Source organism: Microbacterium sp. GCM10027623, assembly GCF_042666935.1.
Classification (GTDB): domain Bacteria; phylum Actinomycetota; class Actinomycetes; order Actinomycetales; family Microbacteriaceae; genus Microbacterium.
In genome coordinates this window covers 908,591-925,770 of the sequence record NZ_JBHTHE010000002.1, presented here as the reverse complement: position 1 = coordinate 925,770, position 17,180 = coordinate 908,591, and the positions used below count along the sequence as shown (strand labels likewise).

Sequence of the window (17,180 nt, the reverse complement as noted above, 5' to 3'; positions counted from 1 at the left end):
GGTGCGGCGATCAGGGCGCGACGCCGGCGGCGGCGCGCTTGAACCCCGCCCGCACGTTCTCGCAGCATCCGGGACGACAGACGTCGAACGATCCGCCCACCGATGTCACGCGTGCACGGTCGGCGGAAGGACGTCCCTCCAGCCGTTCCTGGATGAGGTCGACGATGCCGGCGACGAACGACGGCGACACGCCGGGAGTGGGTGTGCGTGCGAAACGCAGGTCGGCGGCTTCCGCAGCCTCCTTCGCCTCGGTGTCGAGATCCCAGAGCACTTCCATGTGATCGCTCATGAAACCGACGGGGACCACGATCACCGCCTGGCGACCGCGGGCCGGCAGCTCGCCGATGACATCGCAGACGTCCGGCTCGAGCCAGGCCTGCGAGGCGGGGCCGGACCGCGACTGATAGACGAGCTCCCATGACACGGAGGCCGCGGCCGGCAGCAGCTGGGCGACGCGGTCCATCACCCAGGCGGCGACGGCCTCATGCTGGGCGGCGTACGCGCCCCCGTGGCCACCCCAGTCCACATCGCGCGGTCCGGAGCGCTCGGCATCCGCGACCGGGATGCTGTGGGTGGAGAACAGCACCTGCACGGCGTCTGCGGGAACCCCGTCGGCGAGGAGCTCGGCCACCGCATCGTGCACGCCCTCGACGAAGGACTGCACGAATCCGGGGTGGTCGTAGAACGGTCGGATCTTGTCGATCGTCACCCTCCCGTCGTACGGGGTGCCGTCCAGCACACGCGACAGATCCTCCCGGTACTGACGGCAGCTGGAGAACGAACTGTAGGCGCTCGTCGCGAAGGCCAGCAGCGTCGTGTGGTCGTTGCCCGCCGCCTCGGCCACGGCCTCTTCGAGATAGGGGGTCCAGTTGCGGTTGCCCCAGTACACCGGCAGGTCTATGGAGCGCGCACGCAGTTCGGCCTCCAGCGCCGCCTTCAGCGCACGGTTCTGGCCGTTGATGGGGCTGATTCCACCGAAGTGCCGGTAGTGATGCGCCACCTGTTCGAGCCGTTCATCGGGGATTCCCCGCCCGCGCGTCACGTTGCGCAGGAAGGGGATCACATCGTCCTGGCCTTCGGGTCCGCCGAATCCGGCCAGCAGGATCGCGTCGTACGCGACCGGCTGTTCGATGAATGGGGCGCCTCCGGATGCTGCAGGAGACGCGTGCAGTACGACGTCCGTCACTTCGGGATTCACGTCAGACATATTCCCACTTCCGTCTATGAGCCGGCGCCGAGCCGCGGGACGAGGTCGCGGTGCGCGACCCTGGCGTAGGCTGTCAGGGTTGTCGTCGGCGCCAGCCGTGCCGACGCGGGACGACGCCCCTCACCACTGGGAGATACAGCTGTGCCAGGAGAAAACCTCACCCGTACCGAAGCGCAGGAGCGCCGCGGCCTCATCGACACGCAGTCCTACGAGGTGTCGATCGACCTCACCAAGGGCCCCGAGGTCTTCGGCTCCCGCAGCGTGGTGCGCTTCACCGCGACGCCGGGCAGCGCCACCTTCATCGACCTGATCGCGCGCGATGTGCGCGAGATCTCACTCAACGGCGAGCAGATCGACCCGAACGTGGCGTTCGCCGACTCGCGGATCGCTCTGAGCGACCTGCAGTCCGAGAACGTGCTGATCGTCGATGCCGACTGCCTCTACACGAACACCGGCGAGGGTCTGCATCGCTTCGTCGACCCGGTCGACGGCGAGGTCTATCTGTACTCGCAGTTCGAGGTGCCCGACTCCCGCCGCGTCTTCGCGGTGTTCGAGCAGCCCGACCTGAAGGCGACCTTCCAGTTCACGGTCACGGCCCCCGCGGCATGGAAGGTCGTCTCGAACTCGCCCACCCCCGAGCCGATCGTCCACGATGCGTCGACGGACTCCGGTACGCAGCAGACGGCGACCTGGGGCTTCGAGCCCACGCCGCGCATCTCGTCGTACATCACGGCGCTCATCGCGGGCCCGTACGAGGCGACGTTCTCGGAGCTCACCAGCTCATCCGGTCGAGTGATCCCGCTCGGCGTGTACGGCCGCAAGAGCCTGTGGCAGCACCTGGACGCGGACTACATCTTCGACAAGACACGCGAAGGGTTCGCCTATTTCGAGTCGAAGTTCGGCGTGCCCTACCCGTTCGCCAAGTACGACCAGCTGTTCGTCCCCGAGTTCAATGCCGGGGCGATGGAGAACGCCGGAGCGGTGACCTTCACCGAGACCTACGTTTTCCGCAGCAAGGTGACCGATGCGGTCAAGGAGCGACGCGTCGTCACGATCCTGCACGAGCTCGCGCACATGTGGTTCGGCGATCTGGTCACCATGAAGTGGTGGAACGACCTGTGGCTGAACGAGTCGTTCGCCGAATGGGCGTCGACGATCGCCACGGCCGAGGCCACCGAGTGGTCGGAGGCATGGACGACGTTCAACGCCATGGAGAAGACCTGGGCGTACCGTCAGGATCAGCTCCCCTCCACCCACCCGATCGTGGCCGAGATCAACGACCTGCAGGATGTGCTGGTCAACTTCGACGGGATCACGTACGCCAAGGGCGGGTCGGTGCTCAAGCAGCTCGCCGCCTGGGTGGGGATCGAGGCGTTCTTCGCCGGCGTCTCGCAGTACTTCCAGAAGCACGCCTGGGGAAACACCGAGCTGGCCGACCTGCTCGTCGAGCTCGAGAACACGAGCGGCCGCGAGCTGACCAGCTGGGCGAAGAAGTGGCTGGAGACCGCCGGCGTGAACACCCTCGCGCCCGTCATCGCCGAGGACGCCTCCGGGGTCATCACCCGGTTCGCGGTCACGCAGACGGCGCCGGCGGATTACCCCACGATCAGGCCGCACCGTCTCGGCATCGGCTTCTACGACCTCGAAGAGGGCGTGCTGGTGCGTTCGCACTACGTCGAGGTCGACGTCGACGGAGACCGCACCGAGATCCCCGAGCTGCAGGGACTGCAGCGCCCCGACATGGTGCTGCTGAACGACAAGGATCTCGCGTACGCGAAGATCCGGCTGGACGACCGGTCGCTGGCCACCGCCATCGAGCATCTGTCGGACATCCATGACCCCCTCGCCCGCTCGCTGGTCTGGGGCGCGGCATGGGATCAGACCCGGGATGCCGAGACCGCGGCGTCCGACTACATCGACCTGGTCCTCGGCAACATCGGCCGGGAGACCGAGTCGACCACCGTGCGCACCACGCTCGCGCAGCTTCAGCTCGCCGCATCCGCGTACGTCGACCCCGCCAAGCGGGCTGCCGCACGCGAGCGGGTCGCCGACGGGCTGTGGGCCCTCGCGCAGCAGGCCGAGTCCGGCAGCGACAGCCAGCTGCAGCTGGTCACGGCGTTCGCCAACACGCTCGTCACCCCCGAGCATGCGGGCATCGTCGGACGCCTGCGCTCCGGTGAGGAGACGCTTCCGGGTCTGGAGATCGACGCCGACCTGTCCTGGTCGCTGCTGAACGGACTGGCGGCGGCGGGCGCGACGGATGCGAGTGCGATCGACGCGGCCCTGTCCGCGGACAACACGTCCAAGGGCGCGGAGTTCGCAGCCCAGGCGCGCGCGGCACTCCCCACCGCCGAGGCGAAGCGGGCTGCCTGGGCCTCGCTGATCGACAACACCGACCTGCCGAACACGATCGTCCGCTCGGCGGCGCTCGGCTTCGTGCACCCCTCCGGTGTCGACGTGCTCGGGGAGTTCGTCCCGAAGTACTTCGACATGCTGGTGCCGATCTGGGAGGGTCGCACCTATCAGATCGCCGACTACCTCATCGTCGGGCTCTTCCCTCGCGCTCTGGCGAGCGTCGAGCTGCGCGACGCGACGCGCGCCTGGCTGGCATCGAATCAGGATGCCGCACCGGCGCTGCGACGTCTGGTGCACGAGAACCTCGCCGACGTGGAGCGCGCGCTGGCCGCGCAGGCTCGCGACGCCGAGGACTAGGTCTGCAGGAACGAATCGATCAGGCCTCCGCGTCGGCAGCACGGCCGATGCGGAGGCCCGATCGCTAGGATCGGAACGTGCCACTTCTGCCCTTCGCCACCGAACCCGTCCCCCCGGAGGACGGCTGGGCGGCGATCCTGAAGACGCTGGGCGACATCGGCCAGAAGGCCCTGTTGATCGCCGTCATCCTCGTCGCCGCGTACGTTCTCGCACTGCTGCTGCGTCTGGTCATCCGCCGGATCGTGCGCAGGATCGTGGACACCGCCAAGTCCAAGGCCAAAGTCGACGACACGCAGGCTCTGGAGCGCTCGCCCCTCGCCGACATGCGCTTGATCCAGCGCACCAGGACGCTCGGGTCGATCCTGCAGAACATCGTCAACGTCATCATCGTGGTGATCGCGCTGCTGCTGATCGTCTGGGTGCTGTCGCCGGAACTGCTCAGCTCGCTCACCCTGCTGACGGCCGCGGTCGGCGCCGGGCTCGGCTTCGGCGCGCAGAACATCGTCAAGGACGTGCTGAACGGCCTCTTCCTCGTCGCGGAGGACCAGATCGGCATCGGCGACGTCGTCGACCTGGGTCTGGCATCCGGAGTCGTGGAGCACGTCAGCGTGCGCATCACGCAGGTGCGCGACGTCAACGGCACGCTCTGGTACGTCCGCAACGGCGAGGTCACCCGCATCGGCAACATGTCGCAGGGCTGGGCCCGCGCGATCATCGACATCGGCGTCGCGCCCGACTCGGACCTCGACCTCGTCGAGACGACGATGCTGGACACTGCCCTGGGGCTGGCCAAGGACCCGAAATGGCGCACCCGCATCATCGAGAGGCCGGAGATCTGGGGCCTGCGCACGATCGACGGCGATGCTCTCGTCGTACGTGTGGTGATGAAGACGCGTGCCCTCGCGATGGACGACGTCGCTCAGGAGCTGCGCCGCCGGCTGCGTGACGCGCTGGCAGAGAAGGATGTGGTGGTGCCCCAGCTGGCATCCGTCAACCTGACGGGCTTCGAGGGCGCACGGCGGGTGCGCGGAGCGAATCCGCCCGTGACGCGCCCCAACGCCGTGACGGGCGTACCCCGGGTGCCCGAGCGCGGCATCTGGCGGCGGAAGAAGTCCGGTGATGAGGAGGGCCGCGCGAAATGACCTTCTACGACGAGATCGGTGGACACGAGACGTTCCGGCGGCTGGTGGAGGTCTTCTACCGGGAGGTCGCGCTCGACCCGGTCCTGAAGCCGATGTATCCCGAAGAGGATCTCGGTCCGGCCGCGGAGCGATTGACGATGTTCCTGGAGCAGTACTGGGGCGGCCCGACGACCTACAGCGAGCGCCGCGGCCATCCACGGCTGCGGATGCGGCACGTGCCCTTCCACGTCGACCCGGATGCCAGGGATCGCTGGCTGAGGCACATGCGCACCGCCCTGGACGAGGTGGAGCTGTCCCCCATGCACGACGCCGCGTTCTGGGACTACCTGGACCGCGCCGCGCACTCGCTCGTGAACACGTTCGAGCCCTCACCGGGGGTCGGCCCGGCGCAGCAGAACCGTCCCGATCTCGGTCTCACCACCTGACAGCACGCCGGAGAACCGCAGCACCCTCAGCACCTCAGCCGCACACCGACGAAGGAGTCGCCATGGCAGATCGCACCCTCGACACGGACGTCCTCGTCATCGGATGGGGACTGGCGGGGCTCGTCGCCGCAGCAGAGGCCGTGGCGGCCGGCCGCCGGGTCACGATCCTCGACCAGGAGCCGCGGGCCGACCTCGGCGGGCAGGCGTGGTGGTCCTTCGGCGGGATCTTCCTGATCGACTCCCCCGAGCAGCGTCGAATGGGCATCCGCGACTCTCTGGAACTCGCCACCCAGGACTGGTACGGCAACGCGGGATTCGACCGTCCGGAGGACGACTGGCCGCGTCGCTGGGCCGAGGCGTATCTCGCGTTCGCCGCCGGTGAGAAGCGCAGCTGGCTGCGTGAGCGGGGTGTGGGCTTCTTCCCCGTCGTCGGCTGGGCCGAGCGCGGCGGCAGCGGCGCGATCGGTCCCGGGAACTCCGTGCCCCGCTTCCACATCACCTGGGGCACCGGTCCCGGCATCGTCGCACCGTTCATCGCCGCCGTGGAGGCCGGCGAAGCCTCCGGCCGGGTGACGATCGTCCCGAGGCACCGCGTCACCGAGCTGATCGTCGAGGCCGGGGCGGTGACGGGGGCCCGCGGCGACGTGCTGGTCGCGAGCTCCACGCCCCGCGGGGTGTCCTCGTCGCGGGAGACGGCGGGTGAGTTCGAGATCACGGCGGACGCCACGATCGTGTCCTCCGGCGGCATCGGCGGCAACCACGACCTGGTGCGCGCCGCGTGGCCCGCACGGCTGGGCACTCCCCCGCAGCACATGCTCACCGGCGTGCCCGCCTACGTCGACGGCTCCATGCATGCCGTGTCCGAGTCGGCGGGTGCGCAGCTGATCAACGGCGACCGCATGTGGCACTACGTGGAGGGCATCGAGAACTGGGACCCGGTCTGGCCGGCGCACGGCATCCGGATCCTTCCCGGCCCATCCTCGCTGTGGCTCGACGGCAACGGCGCCCGCCTGCCCGGCCCCCTGTACCCGGGCTTCGACACGCTGGGCACACTTGCGCACCTGCGCACCACCGGGCACGACCACTCCTGGTTCATCACCTCGCTGAAGATCGTAGAGAAGGAGTTCGCCCTGTCCGGCAGCGAGCAGAATCCCGACCTCACCGGGAAGGACGTCAAGCTCCTGCTGACCTCGCGGCTCGCCAAGGGGCCGACCGGTCCTGTCCAGGCCTTCCTCGACGAGGGGGCCGATTTCGTGGTGGAGAACGACCTGGAGTCGTTGCTCGCAGGAATGCAGCGGATGCCGGGCGGCGAGGCTCTCGACCTGGACCGCGTACGTCGAGAGGTCATCGCCCGTGATCGGGAGATCGACAACGACTTCACCAAGGACGGGCAGATCTCGATGCTGCGCTCCATGCGCGCCTACCGCGGTGACCGGCTCATCCGCACCGCCGCTCCGCACCGCCTGCAGGATCCGGCCGCGGGTCCGATGATCGCCGTGAAACTGCACGTGCTGACCCGGAAGTCACTGGGAGGAATCCGGACCGATCTCGACGGACGCGCGCTGGACGCCGCCGGAGCGCCCGTCCCCGGCCTGTACGCGGCCGGAGAGGCCAGCGGATTCGGCGGCGGCGGCATGCACGGCTATCGCGCGCTGGAGGGCACCTTCCTGGGCGGGTGCCTGTTCTCGGGTCGTCAAGCGGGGCGCGCGGCGAGCCGCTGATCGGTTCTGTGCAGTCGCCATCCGGTGTACTGCTCACCAGGGCACCGAGCCCGCTTCGTCGAAGAAGCCACCGCGGGGACCGTCGTCGTGGACAGTCGCAAGCCGGAGAGCGATCTGGGCACCCTGCCGAGGAGTGCGTGTGCCGTCGTGTCCGGTGAAGTCGGTCGCGACGTAGCCAGGACATACTGCGTTGACGATGATCGGTTCCCCGGCGAAGCGGCGCGCGTACTGCACGGTGATGCTGTTGAGCATCGTCTTCGATGCTGCGTACGCGGCCAGCTGCGGTCCGGTCTGCAGAGTCAGAGATCCCATGTTGCTGGAGATGTTCACGATGCGCGGTGCAGGTGAACGCCGCAGCAGCGGGAGCACAGCGTTGGTGACGCGGATCACCCCGAAGACATTGGTCTCGAGCACCGTGCGCAGCACGTCGAGATCGAGTTCGGTGGGATCCTGCGCACCGTCGTTCACGCGGCCGCCGATTCCCGCGTTGTTGACAAGCACGTCCAACCGGCCGATTCTGTCCGCGACCGCCTCGGCTGTCGTCCGTGCACTGTGATCGGAAGTCACATCGAGCGCCACGCCGACCACATCGTGCCCCTCGGAGCGCAGGCGTGCGACGGCCGCCTCACGTCGGGCCTCATCCCGAGCGCCGATCACGACCATCATTCCGCGCTCACCCAGCCCCCGCGCGATCTCGAATCCGATTCCCTTGTTGGCGCCGGTCACCAGCGCCACCTTCTTCTCTTGCATGTCTCCGATCCTGCGGGTACAGGGCGGGGCGCGTCCAACACCGATGGGGTACCTCGTGATAGCTCAGCGGTATGAGCCGTAGACTGACGGCAGTGGACGACATCGAGACCCGAGAGCTCCGGTACTTCCTGGCTGTCGCAAATAACCTGCACTTCGGGCGCGCGGCAGCGGCCCTCGGCATGGCCCAACCGCCGCTGTCCCGTGCGATTCAGCAGCTCGAGCGCCGCTTGGGCGTGCGTCTTCTCGACCGCGACCGACGGGGCGTGACGCTCACCTCCGCCGGATCGGTCCTGCTGCACGAGGCGCAGGTGGCGCTGGACGCGGTCACAGCTGCCGCACGACGCACGCGCCGTGCCGATTCCGAAGCGAGTCTGACACTCGCGACGAAAGCGGGCGCGTCCCACTTGCTGCTCTCGCGCCTGCTCGACACCTACGCTCGTGAGCATCCGGACGCTCCACCGATCGACGTCACGATCTGCGAGGTGGGCGAGCAGGCCGGTCTACTGCGCACGGGCTTTGCGGATGCTGCGATCATGCACCGGCCGGTCGACGACCTCGACGGTTTCGAGACGGAGGACATCCTCACGGAAAAGCAGGTGGCGATCGTGCCGGCAGTGCATCCTCTGGCGCAGCGATCAGAACTGACCCTCGCCGAGGCGAACGGGGTGCCGGACCTGCCCGCCGCGCGTTGGCCTCGGCGCGACGGCAGCTACCCCGACGGTCCTGGGCCGCAAGTGCACACTCAGTCCCAGTTGGCGCAGCTGGTCGCGCTCGGCAGGGCGCTCCTCATCATCCCGGAGTCGAGCCGGGCATGGCAATGGCCGCAGCACGCAGCGGTGCCGGTCGTAGACGCGCCCACCGTCACGACCGTGCTCGCCTGGCCGGCGCTCAGTCGTCCGCGGCGGATCGCCCCCCTGCTGGACACTGTCCGTGAGCTCGCCGGAACAGCGGCACCCGATGCGACGGTGCCCCGCCGATGAGGTCCGGGAGCGCGCAGGAACTCAGGCGCTGTCCGTCAACGGTGAGCCCGTCTCGCGCACACGGGTGAGTCCGGAGACAGCCGGCCCTCTGCTGAGCACATGGCCGCGGTCGAACGCGAGGCGCGTCCACCGTCCCGACTGCGTCACGCGCACCTGCTCCGCACCGAGAGGAAGTGCTGAGCGAGCTTCGCGAGGCGGAGTGATGAAGCCGAACGCCTGAGCGGCGAAGGCGACACCACGCGGCAACCCGTGCAGATCCTCGTCCGGTTCGCCCCAGATCCGGGCACGCAGCGCTCGGACGGCCTCCTCACCGGCCCCGTCCGGGCTTTCGTGGGCGACGGCGGAGATCCCCCACTGCGCCCGCTCGGCGAGGACCTCGGATGACAGGTCGGCGACGTGCTCCCAGCCGTCGCGGGGAGGCGAGATGCCGGCCCAGGCTGGTGCGATCGCGGTGTCGGGCAGCGCCAGCTCGGTCGGTGCGGCGCCCTCCGTCAGCGACTCGACCACGAGGTCGCACCGCAGTTCGGGGTCGGCACGCACGATCCTCATGGCGAGAATCGTCGGCGTCTGGTCGAAGAGACCCTGGGGAGCCAGCGCGGCTGACGTGACGGCGAGCACCCCTCCCGCAGCCTGCAGGCGCACCCCGTCCGCCCCGGCGCGCTCGGCGCGTCCGGAGAAGGTCAGCACATCGCGCGCGGTGTGCGGGTCGGCGAGAACAAGAGGTCTGGTCACTCCTTCTAAACTAGCCCCTGCTTCCGGAAGCGGGCTTGCGGCGCACTGCGGTCCGGTCCGGACCGGGTGCGGCTTCTAGACTGGGCTGGTGACCGCAGAGACCAATGCCCTCCGCTCCATCGAGAACCTTCTCACGATCCTCGACCTCGACGCGTCGACGGCTCGCACCACCGAGGACATCTTCACGGGCGTGTCGCACCTGATGCCGACCGGGCGGGTCTACGGCGGACAGGTTCTCGCGCAGTCGCTGATCGCCGCCGAACGCACCCTGCCGGAGGATCGGGTCGTGCATTCCATGCACGGCTACTTCCTGCGACCGGGCGACGCGTCCCAGGGGATCACGTTCGCGGTGGACCGCATCCACGACGGGCGCTCCTTCTCCACTCGCCGTTCACAGGCGTACCAGGGCGGCGTGCCGATCTTCTCCATGATCTCCTCGTTCCAGGATGAGGATCCCGGCCTGGAGCATGCCGAGCCGCTGCCCACCGGCATCCCTGATCCGGAGTCCCTGCCGTCCGACGACGAGCTCATCGGGCGCGTGCACCCCATCACGGGTCGTCTCCTCGCCGAGCGTCCCGCCGATATCCGCCACGTCAGCGGCCCGCTCTTCCTCGACGCGGGAGGCGAGCGGGTGCCGCAGCAGGCGGTGTGGATGCGTATGAGGGCGCCGCTGCCGGACGATCCGCGTCTGCACCGGGCGGCGCTCGCGTACCTGAGCGACATGACCATTCAGGAGTCGATCCTGCGGCGGCACGGCATCACCTGGGAGACCCCCGGGTTGAAGGTCGCCAGTCTCGACCACGCGATGTGGTGGCACCGGTTCGGGCGCGTCGACGAGTGGATGCTGTACGTGCAGGAGTCGCCCAACGCCCGCGGAGGTCGCGGGCTCGCCCAGGGACGCATCTACACGCGCGACGGCGTGCTGATGGCGACTGTGGCGCAGGAGATCATGATCCGCGTGCCGGCGGACCGCTGAGCAGGAGACGCCGGGTCAGCGGCGTCGGTACGTCAGCGGCTCGGAGACCAGCGGCTCCCAGGCCGCACGCATCTCCGCGGAGAGCCGCACCGGCTGACCGGACTGCGCATCGACGAGGACGATGACCGTCGTCGCTCGCGCGTACAGCGCGGACTGCTGGACGGCGGGGTCGCTGCGCACCTCGTAGCAGACCTCGATGCTCGAGCCGCCGAGCTTGCCGAACCACATCTGGATGTCCAGCGGATGACGCTGGTACGGCACCGGCGCGAGGTACTCGATCTCCTGCCGGGCGATCAGTGTCAGCAGCCCGGAGGCCAGGTTGGAGTCCAGGATGGCTGTGGCCGGGGCACGCTCCCCGGGTGCCGGCTTCCAGAAGGCGCGGACGCGCGCCTCCTCCAGGAGCTTGAGCATCGAGGTGTTGTTGACGTGGTTGAACGCGTCGAGGTCTCCCCAGCGCAATTGGATGGGGATGTGCAGTCGGCCGTCCTCGAGCACGCGCTCGAGGGCCGATCCCGCGGACACGCCCACGGGCGTCAGTCCCGGGTCAGCTTGCGGTGGGTCGTACGGTGGGGGCGTGCCGCGTCCGGCCCCAGGCGCTCGATCTTGTTCTTCTCGTAGGCGTCGAAGTTGCCCTCGAACCAGTGCCACTGCGACGGGTTCTCGTCGGTGCCCTCGTACGCGAGGATGTGCGTGGCGATGCGGTCCAGGAACCACCGGTCGTGCGTGATGACCACCGCGCAGCCGGGGAACTCGAGCAGCGCGTTCTCGAGGGAGCTCAGCGTCTCGACGTCCAGGTCGTTGGTCGGCTCGTCGAGCAGTAGCAGGTTGCCGCCTTCCTTGAGCGTGAGCGCGAGGTTCAGGCGGTTGCGCTCCCCACCCGAGAGGACGCCGGCCTTCTTCTGCTGGTCGGGGCCCTTGAAGCCGAACTTCGACACGTAGGCGCGCGAGGGGATCTCCGTCTTGCCGACGGTGATGAAATCGAGGCCGTCCGAGACGACCTCCCACAGCGTCTTGTTCGGATCGATGTTGGCGCGGGACTGGTCGACGTAGCTGATCTTGACCGTCTCGCCGATCTTCAGGTCGCCGCCGTCCAGCGGCTCGAGTCCCACGATCGTCTTGAACAGGGTGGTCTTCCCGACGCCGTTCGGGCCGATGACGCCGACGATGCCGTTCGGCGGCAGGCTGAAGCTGAGCCCGTCGATCAGCATACGGTCGCCGAAGCCCTTCTCGAGCTTCTTCGCCTCGATGACGACCGAGCCCAGCCGGGGGCCGGCGGGAATCTGGATCTCTTCGAAGTCGAGCTTCCTGGTGCGCTCCGCCTCGGCTGCCATCTCCTCGTAGCGCGCGAGTCGCGCCTTGGACTTGGTCTGCCGGCCCTTGGCGCTGGAGCGGACCCACTCCAGCTCGTCCTTGAGTCGCTTGGCGAGCTTGGCGTCCTTCTTGCCCTGGATGTCCAGGCGTGCCGCCTTCTGCTCCAGATAGGTCGAGTAGTTGCCCTCGTAGCCGAGCAGACGTCCGCGGTCGACCTCGGCGATCCACTCGGCGACGTGGTCGAGGAAGTACCGGTCGTGGGTGACGGCGATGACGGCGCCCTTGTAGTCCTTGAGGTGCTGCTCGAGCCAGAGGACGCTCTCCGCGTCGAGGTGGTTGGTCGGCTCGTCCAGCAGCAGCAGGTCGGGCTTCTGCAGCAGCAGCTTCGCAAGCGCGACGCGACGTCGCTCGCCGCCCGACAGCGGGCCGATCTCGGCATCGGCCGGCGGGGTGCGCAGCGCGTCCATGGCCTGCTCGAGCTGCGAATCCAGATCCCAGCCGTCGGCCGCGTCGATCTCCTCCTGCAGCACGCCCATCTCGGCGAGCAGCGTGTCGAAGTCGGCGTCGGGGTCGGCCATCAGCGCCGAGATCTCGTTGAACCGGTCGACCTTCGCCTTGATCGCGACGCCGTCCTGGATGTTCTCGATGACGGTCTTGGACTCGTCGAGCTCCGGCTCCTGCATGAGGATGCCGACGGAGTACCCCGGCGACAGCCGCGCCTCGCCGTTGGAGGGGGTGTCCAGACCAGCCATGATCTTGAGGATGGTGGACTTTCCGGCGCCGTTCGGGCCGACCATGCCGATCTTCGCCCCGGGGAGGAACGACATGGTGACGTCATCGAGGATGAGCTTGTCGCCCACAGCCTTGCGGGCTCGCACCATGGAATAGATGTACTCGGCCACGAAGCAGGTCTCCTTCTGTCGGCAGGCATGCGAAACGGCTCGCGGGAGCCGACTATCCAGCCTACCCGTGTTCCCCTGAGCGCCGACCCAGTCCCGGTGTCCACGGGGCGCCGATCACCAGTCGATCGGCCGCGTCTTCCCGATCAGGCAGCGTCCCTCGGCCAGCTGCGGCACGACCACGGTCACGGGGTCACCGGTCGAGGGGCCCACCTGCCCCACCAGGCAGTCCTCGTCGCCCCACGCGACCGAGAACTGGAGGCTCTCCACCGGGTTCCCGACGGTGGTCCGGTCCGCCGTCACCTGCATCCGCTCCTTCGCGAAGCCCGCCGCGACGAGCGCGTCGATGTAGGCGCGACCTTCGGCCCGGCCGTCCGACGCCCAGACACGGGCGGTGACCGCTTCGAACAGCGGCAGATTCTCGGCGGCGGTGCCGTCGGCGATCAGCACAGGAGCGCCTGGGGATGCCGGGGGCGCTTCGGATGCCGCCGGGGTGCCGGCCCGGTCCGGTCCGGCATCGCGCGCGGGGGTGCAGGCGGCGAGGAGCGCGCCGCAGACGAGCACTCCCGCGATCATCCCCGTCATATGGACACGGGCGGCGGAGGCGGATGACCCTGAGTGCACGCTGAGAAGTCTAGGCGCACCCTCGAGCCGCCGTCCGCCGCCTGGACCGGGTCGCTCACGCGTACGACGGCTCCGGCACCTGGGGATCGTCTCCGGCGGTGGTCTCCGAGACGGACAGGCCGGCGGCGCGCCAGGCGTCCTGGTCCTCGACCGTGGGCTCGTCGTACCCGGAGGAGTCGTCCACCGCGGCCTCGGCCGGCGGCGCATCACCGGACGAGCCGGGCTCCGTCGTCGTCGGGCGCTGCCGACGTGCGAATCCGCTGGTGCCCCAGTTGAGGTCGTGTCCGATGGCATCGGCGACGATCTCGACGTCGACGCCCTTCTTGCCGTTCGCCTCCCATTCCCGGACCTTGAGCCGTCCGGTGACGATCACGGCATCGCCGCGGTGCAGCGACGCCTTGGCGTGCTCGGCGAGATTGCCGAAGGCCGAGACGGCGTACCAGTTCGTCCCGCCGTCCACCCACTCGCCGGTGCGCTGGTCGAGGTACCGGTGCGACGATCCCACGCGGAAGTTGATGACGGCCTTTCCCGCGCGCGTCTCGTTCTTCGTCGGATCGTTGCCGATGTTGCCGCTGATCGTCACAACGTCGTTGGTCATGGTCATGTCGTTCTCCTCTGTTGCCGGGGCGTACCCGGGTTGACAACAGCGTGCACGCCGGCATCCGACGCCTGAGGAAGGATTCCCGGCAGCGGTGGAGAACTCGTTGCGACCTCCCGCTGTGCAGGGGGAATGAATGCTCTCCTGCGGGCTCAGTGCACGAACAGCAGAAGCCCCGCGACGGCGACGAAGAGCACTCCGAACACGCTGTTCATCACCCGCTGCCCGCGGGCGCCGCGCGTGTATCGACGGAACGGCTTGGCCGCCGCTGCGAAGAAGAACCACATCACCAGCACGTCCACGACCATCACCGTGCCGACGAGGATCAGGTACTGCGGCAGCGGGTCGCGGTCGAGCCGGATGAACTGCGGGACGAATGCGAGGAAGAAGACGATGGCCTTCGGGTTGAGCACGTTCACCCAGAACCCGCGACGGAACAACGACCACGCGTGCTCACGCCGACGAGCGCCGATCGCGCCCTGGTCCGCCTCGGGCCGCGCCAGGATCAGCCGGATGCCGAGGTAGATCAGATACGCGGCTCCGGCGTATCTGATGATCTCGAACAGCAGCGGAGACTGCGACACGAGCAGTCCGACCCCGGCCGCCACGATGACCACATGCAGGACGAGAGCCGCCTGCTGCCCCAGGACGCCCCACAGCGACCGCCGCCAGCCCTGGGTGAGCGCATTGCTCATCGTGTTGATCGCCCCCGCTCCCGGGGTGAGGCTGATGACGACGCACGCGAGCACCAGGGAGAGCCAGACCGTCCATGTCACCAGCACAGTGTAGGGCTTGGGCGGCGGGCCCCCGCACCGGCGTCGGTGGCCGATCGTACGGTGAGGTCATGAGCATCGCCGAGCGTCTTCCGCACTGGCTCTCCCGCGTGGGCGTCTTCGATCTGGAGACGACCGGGGTGGATGTCCGTACCGACCGCATCGTGACCGCACATGTCGGCGTGCTCGATCGGCACGGCCGTGAGAATGCTGCCCGTGACTGGCTCGCCGACCCCGGCATCCCGATCCCGGACGGCGCTTCGGCGGTGCACGGGGTGACCACTGAACACGCACGTGCGCACGGTCGTCCGGCCGCCGAAGTCGTCGCCGAGGTCAGCCGCGCCCTGTCGGCGCTCTTCGCCCAGGGGCTGCCCATCGTCGCATACAACGCGTCGTACGACTTCTCGCTTCTCGCCCATGAGGCGCGTCGGCACGGGGTACCCGCGCTGCACACCCCGCAACCGGTGATCGATCCGCTCGTGATCGACAAGAACTACGACCGCTATCGACGGGGCAGGCGCACCCTCACCGTCGTGGCGGATCACTACGCGGTGCCCCTCGACGACGCGCATGAGGCGTCCGCGGACGCCGTGGCCGCCGGTCGTGTGGCACTCGCGCTGGCCCAGCGGTTCCTTCTTCCCCAGACGGCGCAGGAGCTGCACACCCGTCAGATCGGATGGGCCCGGGATCAGGCCGCCAGCCTGACCGAGTACTTCGTCCAGATCGGCCGACTCGACGCCGAGGAGACGCTGGACGGCAGTTGGCCCATACGCGGCTGATCCGCAGGCTCAGGCCGGTGCGCCCCGAGCCGCGCGCAGCTAGCCTGGGACGATGGACATCGTCGACGGGCTCCTCGGCTGGACGATGGCGATGCTGGTCATCGCCGCGGCCACAGCGGTCGGCGGCATCGGGCTCATCGTCCAGTACTCGGCAAGGCCGTTGGAGCGCAGATACCGCACCGGAGGAGGAGGAGGAGGGCTCGCCGGCGGCTTCTCCAGCGGCCTCGAAGCGGTGTTCTCGCCGACAGCGCACGAAGCCGGTCTCGAACGCGATCGCATGACCAGGCGAACCGCTCCTGCACGGGCGGCCGAGGAACCGCCCTGGACCATCGACGGAGAGCGCATCCGCATCGAGGTGTGACGCCCCCGGACATGCCGAGAGCCCCGCCGCAGCGGGGCTCTCGGCAAGACGGCTTACTTGGAGCCGCCGAAGCCCTTGAAGCGCTGGTTGAACTTCTCGACGCGACCCGCCGAGTCCATGATGCGCTGCTTGCCCGTGTAGAACGGGTGCGAAGCCGAGGAGATCTCCACGTCGATGACGGGGTACTCCACGCCGTCCAGCTCGATGGTCTTGTCACTCGTGACGGTCGAACGGGTGAGGAAGGTCTCTCCCGATCCGAGGTCGCGGAACACGACAGCCTGGTAGTCGGGGTGGATGTCAGTCTTCATGGGATTCCTTACATGGTGCCCTGGATTGTGCCAGGAACGAGGGAAGTCTGTGGTGCGAGAGCACCGAGGATCGAGTTTAGCAGATCACGCCGCGCGTGCCGCGTACCGCCCGCCGTCCGCAGTGAGCGCGATCGGCATCCCGAACGCCTCGCTCAACGCGTCCGCCGTCAGCGTCTCCTCGATGGGGCCGCCGGCGACCACGCGTCCTTCGCGCAGCAGCAGGACGTGGGTGAAGCCCTCCGGGATCTCCTCGACATGGTGCGTCACCATCACCATCGCCGGCGTGGTGGGCGACGCCGCGTACCCGCTCAGCAGCTGAAGGAGCTCTTCACGCGAGCCCAGATCCAGGCTGGCGGTCGGCTCGTCCAGCAGCAGCAGCTCCGGGTCGGTCATCACGGCGCGCGCGATCTGGACGCGCTTCTGCTCACCGTCGCTCAGTGTGCCGAACAGGCGCTCGGACAGGTGCTCGAGCTTCCAGTCCGCCAGCACGCGCCTCGCCCGTCGCTCGTCGATGCCCTCGTAGTCCTCGTTCCAGCGACCGAGAACCGAGTAGGCCGCAGTCATGACCGTGTTCAGCACGGTCTCGTCCCGCGGAATGCGACGGGCCATCGCCGAGGAGGCGAAGCCGATGCGGGGGCGGATCTCGAAGACGTCGGTGCGGCCGAGCCGCTCCCCCAGGATCGACACGACGCCCGACGTCGGGTGCATCAGCGTGTCCGCCAGCTGCAGAAGCGTCGTCTTGCCCGCCCCGTTCGGTCCGAGCACGACCCAGCGCTGCTCGTCGGAGACCTGCCAGGTGACGTGGTCGACGATGTCGCGGCCTTCGCGGCGCACGACGACATCGGTGAATTCCAGGGCGCTCGACATGTGCTCAAGCCTATC

At 68.6% G+C, this 17,180-nt stretch carries 18 protein-coding genes; 8 read left to right on the top strand and 10 right to left on the bottom strand.

The window, feature by feature from the left end; translation table 11 throughout:
• Positions 1 to 10 precede the first annotated feature (10 nt).
• Positions 11 to 1,207, bottom strand: a complete 1,197-nt coding sequence (locus ACFQY2_RS11795) for a ferrochelatase (protein WP_378746006.1) — start codon at positions 1,205 to 1,207, stop codon at positions 11 to 13.
• A gap of 141 nt (positions 1,208 to 1,348) precedes the next feature.
• Here ACFQY2_RS11795 and pepN point away from each other — a divergent pair, with 141 nt between their 5' ends.
• From pepN to ACFQY2_RS11775, 4 genes are all read left to right on the top strand, one after another.
• On the top strand, positions 1,349 to 3,919 hold the full coding sequence (pepN, locus tag ACFQY2_RS11790) for an aminopeptidase N (RefSeq protein ID WP_378746005.1): 2,571 nt from the start codon (positions 1,349 to 1,351) through the stop codon (positions 3,917 to 3,919).
• Between the two features lie 77 nt (positions 3,920 to 3,996).
• Positions 3,997 to 5,061 (top strand): mechanosensitive ion channel family protein, encoded by a 1,065-nt coding sequence (locus ACFQY2_RS11785; protein ID WP_378746004.1) that lies wholly within the window; start codon positions 3,997 to 3,999, stop codon positions 5,059 to 5,061.
• On the top strand, positions 5,058 to 5,486 hold the full coding sequence (locus ACFQY2_RS11780; protein WP_378746003.1) for a globin: 429 nt from the start codon (positions 5,058 to 5,060) through the stop codon (positions 5,484 to 5,486). Before ACFQY2_RS11785 ends, ACFQY2_RS11780 begins: the two co-directional genes overlap by 4 nt.
• Positions 5,487 to 5,548: 62 nt before the next feature.
• A complete protein-coding gene (locus ACFQY2_RS11775; RefSeq protein WP_378746001.1) occupies positions 5,549 to 7,207 on the top strand; it encodes an FAD-binding dehydrogenase in 1,659 nt (552 codons plus the stop codon).
• A 33-nt stretch (positions 7,208 to 7,240) separates the two neighbouring features.
• Here the strand turns inward: ACFQY2_RS11775 and ACFQY2_RS11770 are convergent, their stop codons facing one another.
• Complete coding sequence (locus ACFQY2_RS11770; RefSeq protein WP_378746000.1) at positions 7,241 to 7,957, bottom strand: SDR family oxidoreductase; 717 nt, start codon at positions 7,955 to 7,957, stop codon at positions 7,241 to 7,243.
• A gap of 92 nt (positions 7,958 to 8,049) precedes the next feature.
• Here ACFQY2_RS11770 and ACFQY2_RS11765 point away from each other — a divergent pair, with 92 nt between their 5' ends.
• On the top strand, positions 8,050 to 8,937 hold the full coding sequence (locus ACFQY2_RS11765; protein ID WP_378745999.1) for a LysR family transcriptional regulator: 888 nt from the start codon (positions 8,050 to 8,052) through the stop codon (positions 8,935 to 8,937).
• A gap of 21 nt (positions 8,938 to 8,958) precedes the next feature.
• On the opposite strand, the gene ACFQY2_RS11760 is transcribed toward ACFQY2_RS11765, so the two are convergent.
• Complete coding sequence (locus ACFQY2_RS11760) at positions 8,959 to 9,669, bottom strand: hypothetical protein (protein ID WP_378745998.1); 711 nt, start codon at positions 9,667 to 9,669, stop codon at positions 8,959 to 8,961.
• Positions 9,670 to 9,757: 88 nt separating this feature from the next.
• Here ACFQY2_RS11760 and ACFQY2_RS11755 point away from each other — a divergent pair, with 88 nt between their 5' ends.
• Complete coding sequence (locus ACFQY2_RS11755) at positions 9,758 to 10,645, top strand: acyl-CoA thioesterase (RefSeq protein WP_378745997.1); 888 nt, start codon at positions 9,758 to 9,760, stop codon at positions 10,643 to 10,645.
• Between the two features lie 15 nt (positions 10,646 to 10,660).
• Here ACFQY2_RS11755 and ACFQY2_RS11750 read toward each other — a convergent pair whose 3' ends face one another.
• The 5 genes from ACFQY2_RS11750 to ACFQY2_RS11730 all read right to left on the bottom strand — a co-directional run bounded on the left by ACFQY2_RS11750 (position 10,661) and on the right by ACFQY2_RS11730 (position 14,853).
• Positions 10,661 to 11,173 carry an acyl-CoA thioesterase gene (locus ACFQY2_RS11750; RefSeq protein ID WP_378745996.1) on the bottom strand — a complete coding sequence of 171 codons (513 nt, stop codon included), beginning with the start codon at positions 11,171 to 11,173 and terminating at the stop codon, positions 10,661 to 10,663.
• A gap of 5 nt (positions 11,174 to 11,178) precedes the next feature.
• Positions 11,179 to 12,858: an energy-dependent translational throttle protein EttA gene (ettA, locus tag ACFQY2_RS11745; RefSeq protein ID WP_378745994.1), complete on the bottom strand. Its 1,680-nt coding sequence runs from the start codon at positions 12,856 to 12,858 to the stop codon at positions 11,179 to 11,181.
• A gap of 114 nt (positions 12,859 to 12,972) precedes the next feature.
• Positions 12,973 to 13,479: a DUF6993 domain-containing protein gene (locus tag ACFQY2_RS11740; RefSeq protein ID WP_378745993.1), complete on the bottom strand. Its 507-nt coding sequence runs from the start codon at positions 13,477 to 13,479 to the stop codon at positions 12,973 to 12,975.
• A 55-nt stretch (positions 13,480 to 13,534) separates the two neighbouring features.
• Complete coding sequence (locus ACFQY2_RS11735) at positions 13,535 to 14,083, bottom strand: single-stranded DNA-binding protein (protein WP_378745992.1); 549 nt, start codon at positions 14,081 to 14,083, stop codon at positions 13,535 to 13,537.
• 146 nt (positions 14,084 to 14,229) lie between these two features.
• Entirely contained in the window at positions 14,230 to 14,853 is a 624-nt protein-coding gene (locus ACFQY2_RS11730) for a LysE family transporter (RefSeq protein WP_378745991.1), read from the bottom strand.
• 68 nt (positions 14,854 to 14,921) lie between these two features.
• Here ACFQY2_RS11730 and ACFQY2_RS11725 point away from each other — a divergent pair, with 68 nt between their 5' ends.
• Both ACFQY2_RS11725 and ACFQY2_RS11720 read left to right on the top strand, forming a co-directional pair.
• Positions 14,922 to 15,629 (top strand): 3'-5' exonuclease, encoded by a 708-nt coding sequence (locus ACFQY2_RS11725; RefSeq protein WP_378745990.1) that lies wholly within the window; start codon positions 14,922 to 14,924, stop codon positions 15,627 to 15,629.
• A 52-nt stretch (positions 15,630 to 15,681) separates the two neighbouring features.
• Complete coding sequence (locus ACFQY2_RS11720) at positions 15,682 to 15,990, top strand: hypothetical protein (RefSeq protein WP_378745989.1); 309 nt, start codon at positions 15,682 to 15,684, stop codon at positions 15,988 to 15,990.
• A gap of 53 nt (positions 15,991 to 16,043) precedes the next feature.
• Here the strand turns inward: ACFQY2_RS11720 and ACFQY2_RS11715 are convergent, their stop codons facing one another.
• Both ACFQY2_RS11715 and ACFQY2_RS11710 read right to left on the bottom strand, forming a co-directional pair.
• Entirely contained in the window at positions 16,044 to 16,298 is a 255-nt protein-coding gene (locus ACFQY2_RS11715; RefSeq protein ID WP_045258427.1) for a type B 50S ribosomal protein L31, read from the bottom strand.
• Positions 16,299 to 16,382: 84 nt separating this feature from the next.
• Complete coding sequence (locus tag ACFQY2_RS11710; protein ID WP_378745987.1) at positions 16,383 to 17,165, bottom strand: ABC transporter ATP-binding protein; 783 nt, start codon at positions 17,163 to 17,165, stop codon at positions 16,383 to 16,385.
• Positions 17,166 to 17,180 lie beyond the last annotated feature (15 nt).